Source organism: Pigmentiphaga daeguensis (assembly GCF_039523035.1).
Lineage (GTDB): Bacteria > Pseudomonadota > Gammaproteobacteria > Burkholderiales > Burkholderiaceae_B > Pigmentiphaga > Pigmentiphaga daeguensis.
The window spans coordinates 76,909-95,944 of record NZ_BAAAEN010000018.1; the positions used below are offsets into that span (position 1 = coordinate 76,909).

Annotated in this window: 21 protein-coding genes; 7 read left to right on the forward strand and 14 right to left on the reverse strand. The window is 68.6% G+C overall.

Going from position 1 to position 19,036, the window contains the following annotated elements:
• Window positions 1–166: 166 nt before the first annotated feature.
• Window positions 167–730, forward strand: coding sequence for a M23 family metallopeptidase (locus tag ABD104_RS20660; RefSeq protein WP_343928120.1), 564 nt, complete (start codon window positions 167–169; stop codon window positions 728–730).
• Window positions 731–748: 18 nt separating this feature from the next.
• Here ABD104_RS20660 and ABD104_RS20665 read toward each other — a convergent pair whose 3' ends face one another.
• Window positions 749–1,612 (reverse strand): alpha/beta fold hydrolase, encoded by an 864-nt coding sequence (locus tag ABD104_RS20665; RefSeq protein WP_087837074.1) that lies wholly within the window; start codon window positions 1,610–1,612, stop codon window positions 749–751.
• 113 nt (window positions 1,613–1,725) lie between these two features.
• On the opposite strand from ABD104_RS20665, the gene ABD104_RS20670 reads away from it, so the two are divergent.
• Window positions 1,726–2,472: a pseudouridine synthase gene (locus tag ABD104_RS20670; RefSeq protein ID WP_343928121.1), complete on the forward strand. Its 747-nt coding sequence runs from the start codon at window positions 1,726–1,728 to the stop codon at window positions 2,470–2,472.
• Window position 2,473: 1 nt separating this feature from the next.
• On the opposite strand, the gene ABD104_RS20675 is transcribed toward ABD104_RS20670, so the two are convergent.
• From ABD104_RS20675 to ABD104_RS20685, 3 genes are read right to left on the reverse strand one after another with little or no spacing between them, the layout of a single operon-like run.
• On the reverse strand, window positions 2,474–3,436 hold the full coding sequence (locus tag ABD104_RS20675) for a Bug family tripartite tricarboxylate transporter substrate binding protein (protein ID WP_087837075.1): 963 nt from the start codon (window positions 3,434–3,436) through the stop codon (window positions 2,474–2,476).
• A gap of 29 nt (window positions 3,437–3,465) precedes the next feature.
• Entirely contained in the window at window positions 3,466–4,134 is a 669-nt protein-coding gene (locus tag ABD104_RS20680) for a GntR family transcriptional regulator (protein ID WP_165963046.1), read from the reverse strand.
• A 16-nt stretch (window positions 4,135–4,150) separates the two neighbouring features.
• The gene (locus tag ABD104_RS20685) at window positions 4,151–4,807 is read right to left on the reverse strand and encodes a DUF4286 family protein (protein ID WP_165963045.1); all 657 of its coding nucleotides are present in this window, start codon (window positions 4,805–4,807) and stop codon (window positions 4,151–4,153) included.
• A gap of 115 nt (window positions 4,808–4,922) precedes the next feature.
• Here ABD104_RS20685 and ABD104_RS20690 point away from each other — a divergent pair, with 115 nt between their 5' ends.
• Genes ABD104_RS20690 through ABD104_RS20700 form a run of 3 tightly spaced genes read left to right on the forward strand, consistent with a single transcriptional unit; the run spans window position 4,923 to window position 7,917 of the window.
• Window positions 4,923–5,501: an amino acid synthesis family protein gene (locus ABD104_RS20690; protein ID WP_087837078.1), complete on the forward strand. Its 579-nt coding sequence runs from the start codon at window positions 4,923–4,925 to the stop codon at window positions 5,499–5,501.
• Between the two features lie 10 nt (window positions 5,502–5,511).
• On the forward strand, window positions 5,512–6,708 hold the full coding sequence (locus tag ABD104_RS20695) for an amidohydrolase family protein (RefSeq protein ID WP_087837079.1): 1,197 nt from the start codon (window positions 5,512–5,514) through the stop codon (window positions 6,706–6,708).
• Window positions 6,709–7,917: an FAD-dependent oxidoreductase gene (locus ABD104_RS20700; RefSeq protein WP_087837080.1), complete on the forward strand. Its 1,209-nt coding sequence runs from the start codon at window positions 6,709–6,711 to the stop codon at window positions 7,915–7,917.
• A gap of 24 nt (window positions 7,918–7,941) precedes the next feature.
• Here the strand turns inward: ABD104_RS20700 and ABD104_RS20705 are convergent, their stop codons facing one another.
• The 5 genes from ABD104_RS20705 to ABD104_RS20725 all read right to left on the reverse strand — a co-directional run bounded on the left by ABD104_RS20705 (window position 7,942) and on the right by ABD104_RS20725 (window position 12,489).
• Window positions 7,942–8,505, reverse strand: coding sequence for a PqiC family protein (locus tag ABD104_RS20705; RefSeq protein ID WP_343928122.1), 564 nt, complete (start codon window positions 8,503–8,505; stop codon window positions 7,942–7,944).
• Window positions 8,502–10,142: a PqiB family protein gene (locus ABD104_RS20710; protein WP_087837082.1), complete on the reverse strand. Its 1,641-nt coding sequence runs from the start codon at window positions 10,140–10,142 to the stop codon at window positions 8,502–8,504. Before ABD104_RS20710 ends, ABD104_RS20705 begins: the two co-directional genes overlap by 4 nt.
• Window positions 10,126–10,755, reverse strand: coding sequence for a paraquat-inducible protein A (locus ABD104_RS20715; protein ID WP_132979180.1), 630 nt, complete (start codon window positions 10,753–10,755; stop codon window positions 10,126–10,128). The genes ABD104_RS20710 and ABD104_RS20715 overlap by 17 nt, the downstream gene beginning before the upstream one ends.
• The gene (locus ABD104_RS20720) at window positions 10,752–11,411 is read right to left on the reverse strand and encodes a paraquat-inducible protein A (RefSeq protein WP_132979179.1); all 660 of its coding nucleotides are present in this window, start codon (window positions 11,409–11,411) and stop codon (window positions 10,752–10,754) included. The genes ABD104_RS20715 and ABD104_RS20720 overlap by 4 nt, the downstream gene beginning before the upstream one ends.
• A 115-nt stretch (window positions 11,412–11,526) precedes the next feature.
• A complete protein-coding gene (locus ABD104_RS20725; RefSeq protein WP_279816719.1) occupies window positions 11,527–12,489 on the reverse strand; it encodes a LysR family transcriptional regulator in 963 nt (320 codons plus the stop codon).
• Window positions 12,490–12,613: 124 nt separating this feature from the next.
• On the opposite strand from ABD104_RS20725, the gene ABD104_RS20730 reads away from it, so the two are divergent.
• Complete coding sequence (locus ABD104_RS20730; protein WP_279816717.1) at window positions 12,614–13,576, forward strand: Bug family tripartite tricarboxylate transporter substrate binding protein; 963 nt, start codon at window positions 12,614–12,616, stop codon at window positions 13,574–13,576.
• Entirely contained in the window at window positions 13,573–15,099 is a 1,527-nt protein-coding gene (locus tag ABD104_RS20735; RefSeq protein WP_279816714.1) for a sulfatase-like hydrolase/transferase, read from the forward strand. Before ABD104_RS20730 ends, ABD104_RS20735 begins: the two co-directional genes overlap by 4 nt.
• 16 nt (window positions 15,100–15,115) lie before the next feature.
• On the opposite strand, the gene ABD104_RS20740 is transcribed toward ABD104_RS20735, so the two are convergent.
• Genes ABD104_RS20740 through ABD104_RS20760 form a run of 5 tightly spaced genes read right to left on the reverse strand, consistent with a single transcriptional unit; the run spans window position 15,116 to window position 18,905 of the window.
• On the reverse strand, window positions 15,116–15,937 hold the full coding sequence (locus tag ABD104_RS20740) for a DNA-binding transcriptional regulator (RefSeq protein ID WP_087837088.1): 822 nt from the start codon (window positions 15,935–15,937) through the stop codon (window positions 15,116–15,118).
• Window positions 15,934–16,353, reverse strand: a complete 420-nt coding sequence (locus tag ABD104_RS20745) for a 5-carboxymethyl-2-hydroxymuconate Delta-isomerase (protein WP_087837089.1) — start codon at window positions 16,351–16,353, stop codon at window positions 15,934–15,936. Before ABD104_RS20745 ends, ABD104_RS20740 begins: the two co-directional genes overlap by 4 nt.
• A 15-nt stretch (window positions 16,354–16,368) precedes the next feature.
• Window positions 16,369–17,385 (reverse strand): Bug family tripartite tricarboxylate transporter substrate binding protein, encoded by a 1,017-nt coding sequence (locus ABD104_RS20750; protein ID WP_279816710.1) that lies wholly within the window; start codon window positions 17,383–17,385, stop codon window positions 16,369–16,371.
• 37 nt (window positions 17,386–17,422) lie between these two features.
• The gene (locus ABD104_RS20755) at window positions 17,423–18,256 is read right to left on the reverse strand and encodes a cupin domain-containing protein (RefSeq protein ID WP_087837091.1); all 834 of its coding nucleotides are present in this window, start codon (window positions 18,254–18,256) and stop codon (window positions 17,423–17,425) included.
• A 22-nt stretch (window positions 18,257–18,278) separates the two neighbouring features.
• Window positions 18,279–18,905, reverse strand: coding sequence for a flavin reductase family protein (locus tag ABD104_RS20760; RefSeq protein ID WP_087837092.1), 627 nt, complete (start codon window positions 18,903–18,905; stop codon window positions 18,279–18,281).
• Window positions 18,906–19,036 lie beyond the last annotated feature (131 nt).

Consider the following 19,036-nt stretch of genomic DNA (forward strand, 5'->3'; position numbering starts at 1 on the left):
GGCAGGAATCCGTTAGATACGACGCTTCCTTTCCTCCGCCAGCGGCTTTGGAAATCCAAAAAAGTAAAAGTAAAAATACGTGGAAGCGTAGTTCATAAAATATATCGTAGCAGGGGCCGGCCGCTTCGGCAAGTAGCGGGCACCGTTCTTGCGGACGGCGGAAACCATGGCCACGCCCGCTTCCCACACCTGGATGCCGCCCCGCCGGCGGCGCCCCCGGCTGCTTGCCTGGACGCTGGCGGCCGCGGCGCTGTGGCTGGGCTGGCCCGTCGTCCGCCCGGCACTGGAAATCCCCCTGTACGGACTGAGACTGGCGGCGATGCCCGCCCCCTCGCGCCTGCCGGTGCCGGTCGAGGGGGTGCGTCCGCGCGACCTGCGGGACACCTGGAACGCCCCGCGCGCCGACGGCCGGCACCACGAAGGCATAGACATTTTCGCCCGCCGCAACACCGCCGTGCTGTCGGCCACGGAAGGCATCGTGACCCGGATCGGCACCAATACGCTGGGCGGGAACACAGTGTGGGTCATGGGCCCGGGCCGGCAGATGCACTACTACGCCCACCTCGAACGCTATGCCGACCTGCGGGCGGGCCAGCGCATCCAGGCCGGGATGCCGCTGGGCTATGTGGGCAACAGCGGGAATGCGCGCGGCACGCCCACCCACCTGCACTACGGCATCTACGAGGTCGGTGGCGCCATCAATCCGTATCCACTGCTGACCGGGCGTTGAGGGCGCCTTCGTGCGTGCTCAGCCGAAAAAGGCCAGCAGCATCCGGTTCGTCGCCTCGGCCTGCTCGAACTGCACCCAGTGCCCGGCATGGGGAATCACGCGCCACTGGCGCTCGGGCCGGCCGTCGACCCACCACGGCCCCACCCGGTCCGGATACGCGGTCACGTCGTGCTCGCCCCAGGCGAACAGGATGGGCATGGAAAAGCCGTCCAGGATGCCCTTGGTGGGGCCGCTCTGCGACAGGGCCTTGCTGCGAAAGCGCGTGGCCTCGCAGGCCTGGCGGTGCACCGCGACGGCCAGCGCGTCGATGCTGCTTTCGTCGTGCAGCATCAGGGCGCGCAGGTTGTGGCGCAGGTCCTCGACCAGGGCCGCCTCGCCGCTTGCCAGCCGCCAGTTGACCATCGCGGCCTTCTGCCGGCGCGGCGTGCCATGGCCGGCTGCGCCCAGCAGGGCCAGGTGCGCCACGCGCCCGCGCCGCGCGGCCAGGTGGGCCGCGCACAGGCCGCCGAACGAGAAGCCGGCCAGGTCGATCGGCGTGTCCGCTCCCACGAGCTGGTCCAGCGTTGCCGCAGTGGTCGCCACCAGGTGGGGCAGGTCGGCGGGCGGCGTCAGCGTGCCGGATTCGCCGAACGACGGCATGTCGGGCACCCATACGGTGTGGCGTTGCGCGAGCGCCCCCAGGTTGCGTATCCAGTGCCGCCAGCTGCCGTGCCCGCCATGCAGCAGCACCAGCGGACTCCCCTGCCCGGCCGAGCGCCAGACGACGCGCGTGCCGGCATGCTCGGCCTCGTGGCGGACGGTGGCGGCATCCATGGCGGCGATGGCCGCCTCGGCCTGGGCACGGTCGTCGTTCGGGAACAGGATGGGATCGATGTCGCTCATGACGGAGGGGCGGAAGCTGGCCGACAAAGGCGCAAGCTTAACCCGTCGCGGCGGCGGCCACGGTCCCATCCACTACACTAGCGCCTCTGCACCGATTCTTGACCGTGGCCAGCATGTCCGAACCCGTCCGCCTATCCAAACGCATGTCCGAACTGGGACTCTGCTCCCGCCGGGAGGCGGATGAATGGATCAGCCGCGGCTGGGTGCGCGTGGACGGCGCGGTGGTGTCGGTGCTGGGCAGCAAGGTGCTGCCGAACCAGAAGATCACCATCGAACGCCAGGCCAGCGCCGAACAGGCGCAGCGGGTCACCATCCTGCTGAACAAGCCGGTCGGTTATGTCAGCGGCCAGGCCGAGGACGGCTACCAGCCTGCCGTGACCCTGGTCAAGGCCAGCACGCGATGGACCGGAGACCGCTCGCCCATCCGCTTCCAGCCCAGCCAGTTGCGCAGCCTGGTGCCGGCCGGACGGCTGGACATCGATTCGGTGGGCCTCTTGGTACTGACCCAGGATGGCCGCATCGCCAAGCACCTGATCGGCGAGGACTCCACCGTCGACAAGGAATACCTGGTCCGCGTGCAATACACCCGTCCGGGACGCCTGCCCGACAGCGACCTGAAGCGGCTCAACCACGGCCTGTCGCTGGACGGCAAGCCGCTGCGGCCGGCCAAGGTCCGCTGGCAGAACGACGACCAGTTGTCCTTCACCCTGCGCGAGGGCAAGAAACGCCAGATCCGCCGCATGTGCGAACTGGTGGGCCTGAAGGTGGTGGGCCTGAAGCGCGTGCGCATCGGCGGCGTGACGCTGGGCGACCTGCCGCCGGGTCAATGGCGCTATCTCCGGCCCGACGAACGGTTCTGATTCAGTCCAGCGACGCCCCCGATTCCTTGACCGCCGTGGCCCACACCTTGTTGTCGTCGGCCAGCTTGCGGGCGAACTGCTCGGGCGTATTGCACAGTACCGATACTCCGATGGCCGCCAGCTTCGCGGCGAACCCCGCGTCCTTGCCCGCTTCCGCCAGCGAGCCGGCGATGCGGTCGATCACCTCGCGAGGCGTGCCCGCCGGCGCGGCGATGCCGTTCCAGGTTTCCGTGGAAAACCCGGGATAGCCCTGCTCGGCCACCGTCTTGACCGAAGGCAGGTCGGTCGACCGGCGCTCGCCGGATACCGCCACGACGCGCAGCTTGTCGCTCTTGACGTAGGGCAGGACCTCGGCGACGTTGGCGAAGTACATGGGCACCTGCCCGCCCACCACGTCGGCGATGGCCGGCGCGCCGCCGCGATACGGGGCGTGGATCATCGACAGGCTGGCGCGCTTGACGAACATGGCCATCGTCAAATGGCTGACCGAGCCGCTGCCCGCCGAGGCATAGGCGACCTGGCCCGGCCGCGCCTTGATGTAGTCCACCAGTTCCGGCAGGCTCTTGGCCGGGAAGCCGGGATGGACCGCCAGCGCGAACTCGTTGGTGGCCACGATGGACACCGGCGCGAAGTCCTTGATGGGATCGTACCGGACCTTCTGCAAGGCCGGAACGATGGCCATCTGCGGCAAGGTGGCCATGAACAGCGTGTAGCCGTCGGGCCGGGCGCGCGCGACGTAGTCCGCGGCGATCGCGCCGTTGGCCCCCGGGCGGTTGTCGACCACCACGGTCTGCTTGAGCTGCGTGGTCAGCCATTCGGCGGTGATCCGCGCGATGCTGTCGGTATTGCCGCCGGCGGCGAACGGCACGACCAGCGTGATCGCGCGCTCGGGCCATGCCGCATGCGCGGCCCCCGCCATGGTCAGCGAAAGAAGAACCCCTGCAAATCGCCACTTCATTTTCATGCCATTCCCCGACGTGCGTGGTTGAAAAATCAGGCTGCGTGATTCATTTCCCGATAGACGTCGCGTGCCTCGGCTTCGGCCGCCTTTACGTGCGCCACGGCCACGGCGCGCGCCTCGCGGGCATCGCCCTTCTCCAGCGCGCCATAGATGGCCTCGAGCTCGCGCACGCTGTGCTTGGCGCGGCCGGGGCTGGCCATGGTCCGGGCCCGCAGGAAGTTGATGCGTGTCAAGAGGCCGTGCAGTACCTCGCCCATGACCGCGTTCCCGCAGCATTGGATGATCACTTCATAGAAATCCGCCGTGGCCGAGATGCGCGTCTTCCAGTCCTGCTGGTCGACGGCGGCGGCAAAGATGTCGAGCGCCTCGCGCATGCGGCGCAGGTCGTCCTGCTTGACGCGCCCGGCCGCCAGCGCGGCGGCCTCGCCTTCGAGCAGCGCGCGCAGGTGATAGATGTTCTCGGCTTCTTCCCAGCTCAGTTCGGCCACCGACGGCCCCTTGTTGGGCACGATGGTGATGAGCTTTTCCGTCGCCAGCACCCGCAGCGCCTCGCGCACGGACGTGCGGCTGACGCCCAGCAGGCTGCACAGCTTGGCCTCGACCAGCCGTTCGCCCGGCTTGAAGTAGCCGCTGGTGATGGCTTCGCGGACCAGGCGCACCGTTTCCTGTTGCACCGAGCGCGGAGAGATCTTCAGGTCCATGGGATCGTGTCTCCGGTTACAGCGGCGGCAGTTGCCGGGCCTGGTGGCGGTCGAACAGGTCGTATGTCCCCTTGAACCAGGGCTGGGCGGCGAGGCGCTCGCGCCAGGGCGTGGCGCGGGCCTTCGCGCGGGCCGGCGACTCCAGCGCGCCGACGTCGTCCAGGTAGTGCAGCGCCAGCCGGTTGTAGCGGCCCGGCTCGCCGTCCTTGACATGGAAGCGCCGCACCGTCCGCCACTGGGGGCATTCCAGCAGCAGCGGCACGTGATCCTGCTCGTACCAGGCGTCGAAATCGTCCAGGTGTTCCGTGGGCACGTTGAACCACACGGGATAGAGCACCGGGGCATTCAGGGCTTCGGGCGAGGCGTCGCCGGCGCTGCCGATTTCCTCGCACAGGTAGCGGGTGAATCCGGAGACGTTGCGCAGCATCCACGCCGTTTCCTCGGAAGGATGCTGCTTGATGGCCTGGTAGGCGACGGTGCGCAGCGCGGCCAGATCGTCCATTTCATAGACGGCCAGGTAGTTGCGCTCGGGCGCGGCGTACCGCTGGGCGCTGACGAAACCGCGCAGGCCCATGCGGATGGGGATGTGCTCGGTGTCGTACCAGTGGTTGAACCTGTCCTCCCACTCGGGGGCCGGTTTCATTTCCGAGAACAGAATGGCGCGTCCGCGCATGGCGTCCTCCTGACCTTCATTGACTTTATGATTGTATGACAATAACATCGTCGAACATTCGGTTCAACAAGAATTTGAAACCCTCGCCGAGGGTGGCTGACGTCAGGAGCGACACATGCAATTGAAAGTACGCAGGTGGCAGGCGATCGTGGAAGAGAAGCTCGAGGAAGCCGGCCGGCCGGCCGACGGATCGCTGCGCAAGGCGGCCATCGTGGCCTTCGTGGAAAACCCCTACGCCGGCCGATATGTGGAAGACCTGTCGCCCATGATCGAGGCCAGCCCCGAACTGGGCGCCCGCATGGCCGCCCGTCTGCGCGCGGCCTATGGCGACCATCCGATCCTGTCGTACGGCAAGGCCGGCGTGGTCGGGCTGGGCGGGGAACAGGAACATGCCAACGCGCTGCTGACGACGGCGTCGGCCGAACCCCTGCGCAAGGAGATCGGCGGCGGCAAGGCCTGGATCTCGTCGGTGACCAAGATCGGCGGACCGGGCACGGTGCTGGACGTGCCGCTGGCCTCCAAGGATGCGCTGTACGTGCGCTCGCTCTATAACGCCATGACGCTGTATTTCGCCGACGGCCCCCTGCCCGACGAAATCGCGCTGGTGTTCGCCGTCTCCAACCGCGAGCGGCTCAACGCGCGCGTGGGCGGCCTGCGGCTGCGGGACGTGCAGGGCAAGGACGGACTCGTTTGAGGAGCACACGATGAAACTCGCCATCGTCAACCTGGGCCGGATACTGACCGGCGAATGGCGCGAGCCCTATGCCTCGGGCGACGCCATCCTGATGCAGGACGGGCTGATCTCCAAGGTCGGCACGCTGAGTCCTGCGGAAGTCGAAAGCGCCGACGTGGTCATCGACGCGGCCGGCACCACCGCCATTCCGGGCCTAATCGACTCGCAGGTGCACAACACCTTCGGCGACTACACGCCGCGGCAGAAGACCGTGGGCTTCCTGGAAAGCTACGTGCACGGCGGCGTCACCACCGGCATCACGGCCTCGGAAGTGCACACGCCCGGCCGCCCCAAGGATCCGGCCGGCGTCAAGGCGCTGGCGGTGGCCGCCCAGCGCTGCTTCCAGGACTACCGTCCGGGCGGCATGCGGGTATATGCGGGCTCCATCATCATCGAACCCGGCCTGGTGGAACAGGACTTCGCCGACATCGCCGCGCAGGGCGTCTGGCTGGCCAAGGCCGGCTTCGGCGCGGTCAAGACCCCGTACGACTACGTGCAGGCCATAGGCTGGGCCCGCAAGCACGGCATGATCACCACCGTGCATACCGGCGGCTCGTCCATACCCGGTTCGTCGGGCATCTGGGCCGAGCACCTGATCGCCATGAACCCGCATGTCTCGTTCCACGTCAACGGCGGCCCCGTGGCCATGCCCGACGAGGGTTTTCCGAAGATGGTGTACGAGTCGGAGATCGCGCTGCAGGTCTGCACCGCGGGCAACCTGCGCACCACGCTCATGCTGGGCGACATGGTGCGCAAGGCCGACCAGTTCGACCGTTTCCTGATCGCCACCGACACGCCCACCGGCAGCGGCATCATGCCGCTCGGCATGATGTACACGATCACCCACCTTGCCAGCCTGACCGACATGCCGGTGGAATGGGCCATCGCGGCGGCAACCGGCAACAACGCCCGGGTCTACGGCATCAACAGCGGTTTCCTGAAGCCGGGCAAGGATGCCGACGTGGTCCTGCTGGACGCCTGCGTGGGCGGATCCAAGGACGATCCGCTCGATGCCCTGCGCAACGGCGACATCGCCGCGGTGTCGGCCGTCGTGACCGCCGGCGTTCCGCGCTTCGTCGGCAAGAGCCGCAACACCCCGGCCGGCAACCGCCCGGTCCGCGTGGCCCGCTGCGACATTCCCCAGGACTACTCCACCGGAGGCCATTGAATGAGCAAGCACATCGCCATCGTGGGCGCCGGGCCGGTCGGTGTCGTCGCGGCGCTGGCCGCCGTCCAGCAGGGCTTCCGGGTCTCGCTGTACGAAGCCGAGTCGCGCGTGGACGACAGCCCCCGCGCCGCCACCACCCATAGCTCGACCCTGGAGATGATCGCCCGCGTGGGGCTGATCGACCGCTTCGTCAAGGAAGGCCTGACGGCGCGCTACTTCCAGTTCTGGGACCAGGCCGCGCAGTCCATGGTGGCCCAGTTCGACCACGAGATCCTGAAGGACGACACGCCCTACCCCTTCGTCGTGCAGACCGAGCAGCACAAGCTCGGCAACATGGGCATCGAGAAACTGCGCACGTACGCGGACGCGGCGGTCCACTTCGAGCATCGCATCACGGCGGTCGCGCAGTCCGGGGACGGCGTGACCCTGACCGCCCAGGCCCCCGGCGGAGAGGTACGCATCGAGGCCGACTACGTGATCGCGGCCGACGGCGGCCGCAGCGCGCTGCGCAAGGCGCTGGACATCCCGTTCGAAGGCATGACCTGGCCCGAGCGCTTCATCGTCATCACGGTCAAGGACGACTTCGAGCGCCTGATGGGCTGCTGCTACCGCAACTACCTCGCCCACCCCGACGCCTGGACGAACCTGTTCAAGATCTCGGGGGACGACATGCAGGGGCGCTGGCGCGCGGTGTTTCCGTCCGGCGTGGACGAGACCGACGAAGAGGCCCTGAGCGACGCCGCGGTGGCCCGCCGCCTTGCCCACGTGTTCCCCAGGGCCGAGCCCTACGAGGTGCTGCACCGTAACATCTACCGCGTCCACCAGCGGGTGGCGGCGCGCTTCCGGCAGGGCCGGGTGTTCCTGGCGGGCGACGCCGCGCACGTCAACAACCCCATCGGCGGCCTGGGGCTGAACTGCGGCATCCACGACGCCATGGAACTGGTCGACATGCTGGCCGCCGTCGAACGGGGCGAGGAAGACGCGTCGGTCTTCGATCGCTACGAGCGCCGGCGCCGGCAGATGAACATCGAGTTCGTGCAGCAGCAGACGGTCAACAACAAGAAGCGCCTGGAGGAGAAGGATCCCGCCGTGCGCGCGCAGGCGCTGGACGACATCCGCAGGATCGCCGACGATCCGCAGCGGCACCGGCAGTTCCTGCTGCGCAGCTCGCTGATCGACAGCGTGCGCAAGGCCAGGACGATCGCCTGAGGCGCCCGGGCCGGTTCGCCGGCCCTATCCCGCCGCGCAGTACGGCGCCGGGCCGCCGCCCGGCACCGCGCGCACGCTGGCGGCGATGGCATCGGCCACCAGGGCGACCAGCCCCTGGTGGGCCGCCACCACGTCGGCGACCGACCCGCCGGCCGACGGCTTGACCGACCAGGCCACGGTGGCCTCGACCGGTCCGCCCAGGCGCGCGTCCAGGCGCGAGAACTCGACGTTGATGCGATAGGCGGGCTTGCCCGCCACCCCGCCCTTGGCCACGTCCACCGCGTGCAGCCGGCCCTGGAGCGCCGAGGACAGGGCATCCTGCAATTCGTCGCCCAGCGTGGCGGACCACCGCTGCCCTTCCAGCATCTGTACCTTCGCGCCATCCTCGCGCAGCACGATCTGGCGACGGCGCAGGCGCTCGGGCAGCGCCACCGGGGCGAGGTCGATCACCATGGCCGGTCCGGCCGAGGGCGCGGCGGCCGCGTCCCGGGGCGGGGCCTGCAGCGTGTAGACGTCGGGCGCCACCGGCGCGGCGCAACCCGACAGTCCCGCGGCCAGCGCCGCCGTGGCCAGCACGAATGTCTTCATCGTTCTTCCTTGGGCTTTCCACGCAGCAGCGACTGCGGGTTCTCTTCCAGATAGTCGGTCAACTGGCGCAGCGAATTGGCCGTGCGCATCAGTTCCCGCAACGCGCGCCGCAGGTCCTGCTGCATGGGGGCATCCGCCGAGAACGTGCCTTCGGCCGCCTTGAGCGTCTTGCGCGCGTCCTCCATCGTCGCCACGATCTCCGGGGCGACCTGGCCGTCCAGCCGCTTCACCAGCTTGTCGGCGGACGCCATGGTCTCGCGCATGCCGGCCAGCGCCGCCGTCAGGTCACGGCCGATGGCGTCGAACGGCACCTTGCCGATCTTGTCCACGATGTCGGCCAGCTTGCCCTGCAATTCATCGAAGGCGCCCGGTATCGTCGGGAATTCGTCCAGGCCGTGGCTGCGGCCCATGTTGGCCGGCGGCGGCGCACCCTTGAAGAAATCGATGGCGACGTACATCTGACCGGTCAGCAGGTTGCCGTTGCGCAGTTGGGCGCGCATGCCGCGGCGCACCAGCGCGTCCGTCAGGCGGCGCTCCGCGTCGGCATCCAGCGCGCCCGGCTCGCCGGGCCGGCGCAGGCCCAGGCGCGAGGGATAGAAGTCCACCACCACCGGCAGCCGGAAGGAATTGGTGGACCGGTCGAACTCGATGCCGATGGAGCGGACGGCGCCTATCACCACCCCGCGGAAGTCGACCGGCGCGCCGGGCGACAGGCCCCGGACCGATTGCTCGAAGTACATCACCACGCTGGTCGCCGGACCGTCGTCGACCTTGAGCGCGTCGTCCTGGTTGCCGGCAAGCTGGAACACGGCATCGTCCTGCGCCGGCTGCCCCGGCGGCAGGTGGGGCGAGTCGATGAACGAGACGCCGCCCAGCAGCACGGTGGAGATCGATTCGGTCTGCAGCTTCAGGCCGTCGGCGTCCAGCTTGAGGTTGACGCCGCTGGAATGCCAGAAGCGGGAACTGGTGGTGACGAAGCTGTCGTAGGGCGACCGGACGAATACCCGCACGGTCACGCCCTTGCCGTTCTGGTCCAGGTCATAGGCCACGACCTGGCCCACGTTGACGCGGCGGAAGTACACCGGCGAACCGATGTCGAGCGAGCCCAGGTCGCCGGCGTGCAGGACGAACTGCTTGCCCGGCGTGTCGGCCGTCACGATGGGCGGCACTTCCAGGCCCGTGAACGAGTCCTCGCGCTCCTGCGAACGTCCGGCGTCCACGCCTATGTAGGCGCCCGACAGCAGCGTGCCCAGGCCGCTGACGCCGCTGGCGGCGATGCGCGGCTTGACCACCCAGAAGCGGCTGTCCTCGACGGCGAAGTTGGCGGCATCGGAGGTCAGCTCGACCTCGACGATGACGTGCGACCGGTCTTCGGCCAGGCGGATGGATTTCACCTGGCCGATGTCCACGTCCTTGTAGCGGACCTTGGTCTTGCCCGCCTCGATGCCTTCGGCCGAGCGGAAGGTGATGTCGATGGTCGGCCCGCGGGCATACCAGCTGTTGACCGCGAACGAAAGGCCGGCGATGGCCGCGACGATGGGAATCAGCCAGACCAGCGACGGCAGCCACCGGTTGGGCCGGCGGCGCGCCGGCTCGCCCGGCGTGGCGTCAGCGGGAGTATCAGGCTTGGTTGTCATGGGCGTCTATGGGGTCCCAGATAAGGCGAGGATCGAAGCTCATCGAAGCGAGCATGGTCAGCACGACCACGGCACCGAACGCGATCGCGCCGGGCTCGGGCCGGACGGTGGCCAGCGCATCCAGGCGCACCAGCGAAGCCAGCAGCGCGACGACGAACACGTCCACCATGGACCAGCGCCCCACGGCCTCGACCATGCCGTACAGCCGGGTGCGTTCGACCGGCCGCCAGGTCGAACGCGCCTGGGCCGTGATGACGAGCATCAGCAATACGATGAGCTTGAAGATGGGGATGACGATGCTGGCGCAGAAAACCACGGCGGCGACGAAATAGGAGCCGTCCTGCCACAGGTAGACGACGCCGCTCAGGATGGTGTTGGTCTGCGAGCCCAGCAGCGTGCCGGTGGTCATGATGGGCAGGATGTTGGCCGGCAGGTACAGGGCCATGGCGGCCAGCAGGAAGGCCCAGGTGCGGCGCAGGCTGTCGGGCTTGCGCAGGTGCAGCGCCGCACCGCAGCGGTCGCACGCGAAGCCGCCGCGCCGGCGGGGATGGATGGCCGAGCACTGCGGGCACTCCATCACGCCCGCCTGTGCCGCGGTGCGCACCGGGCTCATGGCCGGTGCTCCGCGGGAGACGGATGGCCGGCCTCGATGGCCTCGGCATGCTCCCACAGGTCGGCCGGATCGAAGCTGACCACGATCGCCAGCAGCACCGTCAGCGCCCCGAACGCCCACAGCGCCACGCCGGGGATCACGATCGCCATCGCGGACAATTTCACCAGCGATGCCACGATGCCCAGCATGAAGACCTCGATCATGCCCCACGGCCGCCCCAGCCGGACAAGGCGCACCACCGGGCCGAAGCCGGCCGGGATCCGGCCCAGCCACAGCGGCACCAGCAGGTAGGCCAGCAGGCCCAGTTCGACCAGCGGCATCAGGATGGTCGTGACGAATACCAGGGTCGAGACCGACAGCATGTCCTCCCGCGCCAGTACCCGGACCGCGCCCCAGACGGTGGTGCGCGTGCTCAGGCCCTGGATCTCCATCGTGACGATGGGGAAGGCGTTGCAGCAGACGAAGACGATGAGGCTGGCCAGCACCACCGGCAGCAGGGCTCCGTAGCGCCGGTCGTTGTTCCGGTAGAGCTCGGACCCGCAACGTGGGCAATAGGCCCGCTCGCCCGGGTCGAGCCGGATCCGGCGGAACACGGCATCGCAGTGTTCGCACAGCTTCAGCGACGTGTCGGCGCGAGGATCGGAATAGTTGGACATGAAGAGGGCTGTCCGCTTCCGCCGCGGGCGGATTGGGCAAGAAGACACTTACAGACAAGACTGTATGTATATGCCTGCGCCATGATATCGCAGATTGCCGCGGCCGCGCATCGCCTCACGGCGCCTGGGACAGGGCCCGGGCCTCTTCCTCCAGGCATTCGACCAGGGCCAGCATGGCGGGCGACGGTTCCAGGCTGTCATGGCGTATCACCCCGATGGGGCCGAACACCGGCGGCAACTCCACCGCCAGAATCGCCAGCGCATGCCGGCGCGCATGATAGGCGGCCACCGCGCGCGGCATCACCGACAAGGCCTGGCTGTTGTCCATCAGGACCATGTTGTTCAGCACCGAGGCCGATTCCACCCGCGAGGCCGGACGGACGTCCTCGCGCTGGAACAGCATGTCCAGCCCCGCGCGCACCGGGCTGCCGCGCGGCGGCAGGATCCACGGGTAGGCCGCCAGGTCCTTCCAGGACGGCCGTTTCCTGGATGCCAGCGGGTGGCTGGCCGACCCGCATACGCACATCGGCTCTTCACCCAGGATGCGCGTGGAGAGTCCGGCACCGGCCGTGCCCGCCCCCAGCCGCGCCACCACCAGGTCCAGCTTGCGGGTCTGGAGATCGGGCAGCAGCGCCTCGATCGAACCTTCTCGCACCAGCACGTTGACCCCCGCCGTCCGGCGCTCGAGCCGCAACAGCGTGCGCGGGACCAGGAAGGCGGCGGAGGACGAGTTGATGCCCACGCTCAGGGTCTCGACGCCCAGGCCGCCGGGCTCGGACCATTCCCGTCCCATGCGTTCGAGGTCGCCCAGCACCCAGCGCGCGTGCCGGATCATCGAGGCGCCGTGCAGCGTCGGGAAGGTCCCTTTCGAGGTGCGCTCGAACAACCTGGCCCCGACCATGCCCTCGAGCTCGGCCAACATCCTGGAGACCGCCGGCTGGGTCGTGGCCATGCGGCGCGCGGCCTCGCCCACGTTGCGCACGTCGTCCATCACCACCATCAGGCGCAGGTGGCGCAGCCGGAGCCGGCCGCGCAGGTACCAGTCCGCGCGCAGCGCGGTCTCGGAAGCATCGGGCATTACATACCAATTTTGATATGTTGATGGCCAAATATATCATTGGACCGCAATGATCGAGATCGGCCATCATCTGCCGCAGATGAAGCGTCCGCCACCAGGAACGGACGCATCGAAGGAGACGATCATGCTGAATTCCGCCACCGGCCTCGTGGCCGCCCTCGCCTTCGCGGCCGGTGCCCAGGCCGCCTATCCCGACCGCCCCGTCACGCTGGTCGTGCCCTCGGTTCCCGGCGGCGCCGCCGACATGGTGGGCCGGCTGGTCGCCGAACAGCTCGGCAAGCAGTGGAACGTACCCATCATCGTCGAGAACAAGCCCGGCGGCGCCACCATCATCGGCACCCAGGCGGTGATCAAGGCCGCGCCCGACGGCTATACCCTGCTGCTGGGCATCGACGCCTCCTTCGCCGCGGTGCCCTTCCTGATGGAGAAAATGCCGTACCAGCCGCAGAAGGACCTGGAACCGGTCGCCACGCTGTCCACCCTGCGCTACGTGCTGGTCGCCTCGCCCACGGCGCCGTTCAAATCGGTCGAACAACTGCTGGAGCAGGCGCGCGCCCGCCCCGACACGATCACCTACGCCAGCGGAGGCGAGGGCTCCACCCACCACCTGGGCATGGCGCTGTTCGAACAGGAGGCCGGCGTGTCGTTCAAGCACGTGCCGTACAAGGCGGCGCCCCAGGGCTTCGTGGACGTGATGGGCGGCCACATCGACATGATGTTCCTGGCCGCCAGCACGGCCATCCAGCCGGTCCGGGGCGGCAAGGTCCAGGGGCTGGCCAACACGGCGGCCACGCCCATCCCCGACCTGCCTGACCTGCCCATGCTCAAGGACAAGGTGAAGGGCTTCACCTTCGACAGCTGGTTCGGCCTGTTCGCGCCGGCCGGCACGCCGGCGGCGGTGATCGACAAGCTGACCGCGTCCGTCCAGGCGGTGCTGCGCAATCCGCAGGTGCGCGACAAGCTGCAGGCCCAGGGCCTGGCGGCGGGCGAAGGCGGCCCGCGCGAGCTGCGCGAGCGCATCGCCGCGGACACTCGCCGCCTCGTCCCCGTCATCGCCAAGATCAAGAGCCAGCAAAGCAAGCCATGAAGCGCCCCAACATCCTGCTCATCACCACCGACCAGCACCGGGGCGACTGCCTGGGCTTTGCCGGACGGCGCGTGAAGACGCCGCACATCGACGAGCTGGCTCGCACCGGCACGCACTTCTCGTCGTGCATCACGCCCAACCTGGTATGCCAGCCATCACGGGCATCGATACTGACCGGCCTGCTGCCGCTGACCCACGGCGTCTGCGACAACGGCATCGACCTGGACGAGCGCACGGGCGAAGCCGGCTTCGCCGGCAGCCTGGCCGCGGCGGGATACGCCACCAGCTTCATCGGCAAGGCACATTTCTCCACGCACCACACATTCGCCCGCACCGGCCGGCCCGAGTGCCAGCACACCGAGGCCGAACTGGGGCCCGACTGGTCGGGTCCCTACATGGGCTTCGGCCACGTGGAACTGGTCGTCGAAGGCCACAACTACTGGCTGCCCACGCCGCTGCCCGGCGGCCTGCACCATTCTCGCTGGTACTACGGCGACGGGCTGGGGGACATGCGCAACCGCCTCTACCAGACCGACCTGGGACCACCCAGCGGCGCGCCGCAAACCTTCAACTCGGCCCTGCCCGTGGCCTGGCACAACTCGACCTGGATCGGCGACCGGACCATCGAATACCTGCGCGCGCATCGCGACGAGCCCTTCTGCCTGTGGGCCTCGTTCCCCGATCCGCACCATCCCTTCGACTGCCCCGAACCCTGGTCCCGGCTGCATCATCCGGACGACGTGGACCTGCCCCGCCACCGTTCCACCGACTACGATCGGCGCCCCTGGTGGCATCGCGCCGCCATGGAAAGCCGGCCGGTGGGCAGCGCCGAGGTCCAGGCATTGCGACAGAACTTCTCGCGCATCCCCACCCAGCCCGATGCCCAGCTGCGCAACATCATCGCCAACTACTACGGAATGATCTCGCTGGTGGACCACCAGGTAGGCCGCATCCTCAAGGCCTTGCACGAGTACGGACTGGACGGCGACACGCTGGTCGTCTTCACCTCGGACCACGGCGAATGGCTGGGCGACCACGGCCTGATGCTCAAGGGACCCATGGCCTACGAAGGCCTGCTGCGCGTGGCCATGGTGGCGCGCGGGCCGGGCGTGCAAGCCGGCGTGCAGGTGCGCGATCCGGTCTCGACCCTGGACCTCGCGGCCACGATGTTCGACTACGCGAACACCGCCGCGCTGGGGCCGCAGCACGGCCGGAGCTTGCGGCCGCTGCTGGAAGGCGCGGACGCCGGCCGGGACTATGCCCTGAGCGAATGGGACGTAGCGGCCTCGCGCTGCGGCGTGGAACTGAAGCTGCGCACGGTACGCACCCGGGACTGGAAACTCACGCACGAACAGGGCAGCGGCGCGGGCGAGATGTACAACCTGGCCGACGATCCGGACGAGATGGACAACCTGTTCGACGACCCTGGCTACGCGGGCCGGCGGCGGGAACTGCTGGACATGCTGCGCGAGCGGCCCGATGACCGGCGGCCCGAGCGGCTGCCGGCTTCGGGTGTGGCCTGAGACGGCGGCCCCAATCCTAGGGCTCCCGGGAAGACTCGGGCTTGAACCGGCCCAGCCCCCTGGAAACCTGATCGGCCGACTCGACCAGCCTGGCCAGATAGCGATCCACCGCCTCGACCGATGTCATCACCGACGAAAACCAGGTCAGACCCAGCGTGGCGGCGACGCCGCCATGGTGGAAAACCGGAACAGCCAGCGTGCAGGACTGCTGGCTGAGCTCGGGCACGCGCAGGGCGTACCCCTGCCGCCGGGTCTCCTCCAGCAGGCGCTCCAGCCCCTCGGGGTCATGCGCCAGCGCGTCTTCCTCGCGGCCCGTGCGGCGCACCACGTCCAGGATGAACTCGCGCTCCTGCGGATCGCAGAATGCAAGGTAGGCCAGGCCCAGCGCCCGCCCCACCAGGCTGCGCCGAAGGTTGATCGACGAATGCAGCAGCGACAGCGGCGACTGCGGAATGGTGCTGTAGCGCACCACCATCGCGTCGATGTCCAGCAGCGCCAGCGTGACCGGCCACTTGAATTCGCGCGTCAGCGCGTCGCACACGGGCGTAGCCACCTCGATCACCTGCGGCTGGTGGTTGTAGCCGCAGCACAGCGACGCCACGCCCGAGGCGAGGTAGTACGCGCCGAACCGCACCGATTGCGCCACCAGCCCCTTGGCTTCGAACGTGCGCAGCAGCCGTGCGATCGTGGACTTGGGTATGCCGGTGCGCCGGTGCAGATCGTCGATGCTCGATACCGACTGCCGGTTCAGGGCCTGCAACAGCTCGATCGCCCGCTCCACGCTGCGGATGCCGCCGCGGGCGCGTTCGTCCGGCGCGTCCGGATGCGGCCGGGTCATGCCGGCTGCGCCTCGGCGGCACCGGCCGCGGCGCGCGCCGCCATGTGCTGGCGATAGGTGCTGAGGCGGTAGCCAAGATCGGGCGAAGCCTCTTCCACATGCATGGAGATAGCAATGGGCAAACGGTCGGACAAGGGCTTGAATCGTGCGAGGATGGCAGCGAACAAGCGGTCGGTCGACGCCTTCTTTACCTGCGGATCCCGGCCAGGCAGCGTGCGCAGGACAAGATGCACGAAGACGTTGTCGGGGTGGGCGTCGGCGATGCGGTAGCGCCGGACCGGCACCGCGCGGGTACGCAGCCCGGCCAGCGGAAAGACACCGTCGGCCGCCACCTCGCGGTGTATGTCATCGAGCAGCGCGTCGACATCGACGTGCGACTCCAGGTTGTCGGAATACTCCATCCACAGATGCGGCATGTCTGTCCCCCTGGCTTACTGGATGCGCAACTGATGGCGCTGGATGAAACCTGCGATGTCCCGCGCCTCGCCACGATACTTCTTGCCGAAATCCGCAGCGCTCTGCACGTCCAGGATGATCCCCTCTTCGCCCAGCTTGCTCTGGACCGCGGGATCCCTGAGTGCGGCATTGATGGCCGTATTGAGGCGCTCGACCACCTCGGGCGGCGTGGAGGGCGGGGCGAACACGCCCAGCGCGCCGCTGGCATTGAAGCCCGGCGCGCCGCTGCGGGCGATCACCGGCAGCCTGGGAAAGGCGGGGCTGGGATCGGGCGAACCGATGGCCAGCGCCCGCACGGTACCGCTTTGCAGATGGCCGGCGGCCAGCGACGAGGAACCGAAGATGGCCTGCACCCGGCCGCCCAGCATGTCGGTCAGCATCTGGGCCGCGCCCTTGTACGGCACCGCGGTCATCTTCAGGCCAAAGGCCGCGTTCAGGTGCTCCAGCGCGAAATGGTTGGGCGAACCGATGCCGCTGGTGCCGAAGTTGTAGATGCCCGGCCGGCTCTTGACCAGCGCCACGAACTCCTCGAAGGTCTTGGCCGGAAAATCGGCGCCAACCAGCAACAGCGTGGTCGGCCGCCCCACCGAGGCCACCGGGAGCAGGCCGTTGACCGGATCGAAGCTGAGTCCCTGGTTGGTGGCCGCGGCGATCTGCAACGAGGTGTAGGCGGTGAAGAGGATGGTATGGCCGTCGGGTTTGGCCTTGGAGGCGAGGTTGGCGCCGACCAGGCCCGCCGCCCCACCCTTGTTCTCGGGCACGACGGCCTGGCCCAGCATGGGGGCCAACACGGTCGCCAACTGGCGCGCGACGGTATCGACGATGGCGCCGGGCGGATAACCGATCAGCATGGTCACGGGCTGGGTGGGATACGGACCCTGGGCCTGCGACGGCGCGGCGGCCAGCAGCGCGAAAACGGCGCCCAGCAGGCGCGCGGCGGTACGGACGGCGCGTGGGCAAGCGCGCGCCGCCGAAAGCTCGGAACGGTACATGATGTCTCCAGGAATGAATCGTTATGGGTGGCGCGCCTCAGGCGCCGGCGGCCGGATCCTCGTAGTCGGCCGAGTTGCAGATCCAATGGTGCGCGATGAAATCGCGCCGTGGCGGTGAAAACACGTCGATCAGCAGGTGGTAGCCCGGTCCGACGCCCTCCGTGGTGTGGACCAGATTGACCGGGATCACCAGCAACGTGCGCGGATCGGCCTGCACATGCAGGTCGTCGCGCCAGCGCGTCGCGTCGTTGCCCCAAGGCGTGCGCAGGTGGTGCACAAACTCGCCCTCGATGGCCAGCGAGCCTTGCTCGAAGCGCGCGTGGCTGTGGGGGCTGAGCTGCGTGCGGTCGCGCGGACCGTCGTATTCGACCCAGTTGATGCTCAGGGTATCGGTCTGCAGCATCTTCAGGCGCTTCTTGTCGGGTGGCGCAATGATATCGTCGACGGGAATCACGACCAGCTCGCCGGCCTTGCGCACGCGGCGGAACGCCGGGGTCGAGGCGACGACGCGCGGATCGTGCTCCACGGCGTTCAGGTAATCCTGCTCCGCCAGGTCCGGGCGCGAACTGGCGATCAGAATGCCCGGACCCGGCGCATCCAGCGTGACCGTGCAGCGCCCGGCCGGCACGATGCACAGCGAACGGCCGGGCGCATCGGCCCGTCCCCCTTCGTACTCGATGTGCGCGCCCGCGCCCGGCAGCAACAGCAGCAGTTCGTGCTCGCTGCGCGCCGCATGGGGCTGGGTGCTGTCTATCCATTCGACCGAGAAATTCTGGGCACGGCCGATGCGCCGGCCACCGGCCGTCAGCGGGTTGTCCAGGTCGATCAGGTCTGCGTCGCGCAGCACCGTGGAGTCGTTGTCGCTTGCCATGGCTGGATTCGTAGCGTGTCGTTCAGTTGAGCGGAGGGTTGGGGCGGGACAGCTCGACGAGTTCGCCGACGGAGGAATACTGCGAGCCGCCCAGACGGGTCAGCGGACGCGTGCGGGCGACGTCGAAATGGCCCTGTGCCGTCATGAACGCCTCGTCCAGGTGCACGCCGACGATGCGGCCGAATACCACCGAGCTGCGAGTCTCGCCGGGCCGCTCGGGCTCGATCTCGACGATGCGCAGCAGCGTGCATTCGAGATGGGCGGGCGAGGCGCCCACGCGCGGCGGGCGAACCTTGACGCTGGCGAGCTTCTCCAGCCCCGCCAGCGCGAACTCGTCGGTGCCGTGCGGCACGTTCAGCGAAGTCTGGTTCATCGCCTCGCGCAGGTCCCAGGTGACCAGGTTGGCGACGAATTCCCCGGTGGCGCGGACGTTGGCCAGCGTGTCCTTCTCCGGGCGGTCGCCCGCGGCGTTGCACGAGAAGATCAGCACCGGCGGCGCGGTGGAGACGAGATTGAAATGCGAGAACGGGGCGAGGTTGGCCACGCCCGTGGCGCTGAGGGAGCTGATCCAGCCTATCGGCCGCGGCGCGACGATGGCGTTGAACAGGCTGCGCTTGAAACCGGGTGCGGTCTCGGGATCGAGAAACATGGCGGCGGGATGGGGGTAGCGGGTGACGGGCGCAGCGGCGACGGTCCGCCGCGTGCGGTTCGCGAAAAATATACGAACCCGCGCGGCACGCTGTCCATCGACATTTCCCGACTTTTCTCCCAGTGGAAAGC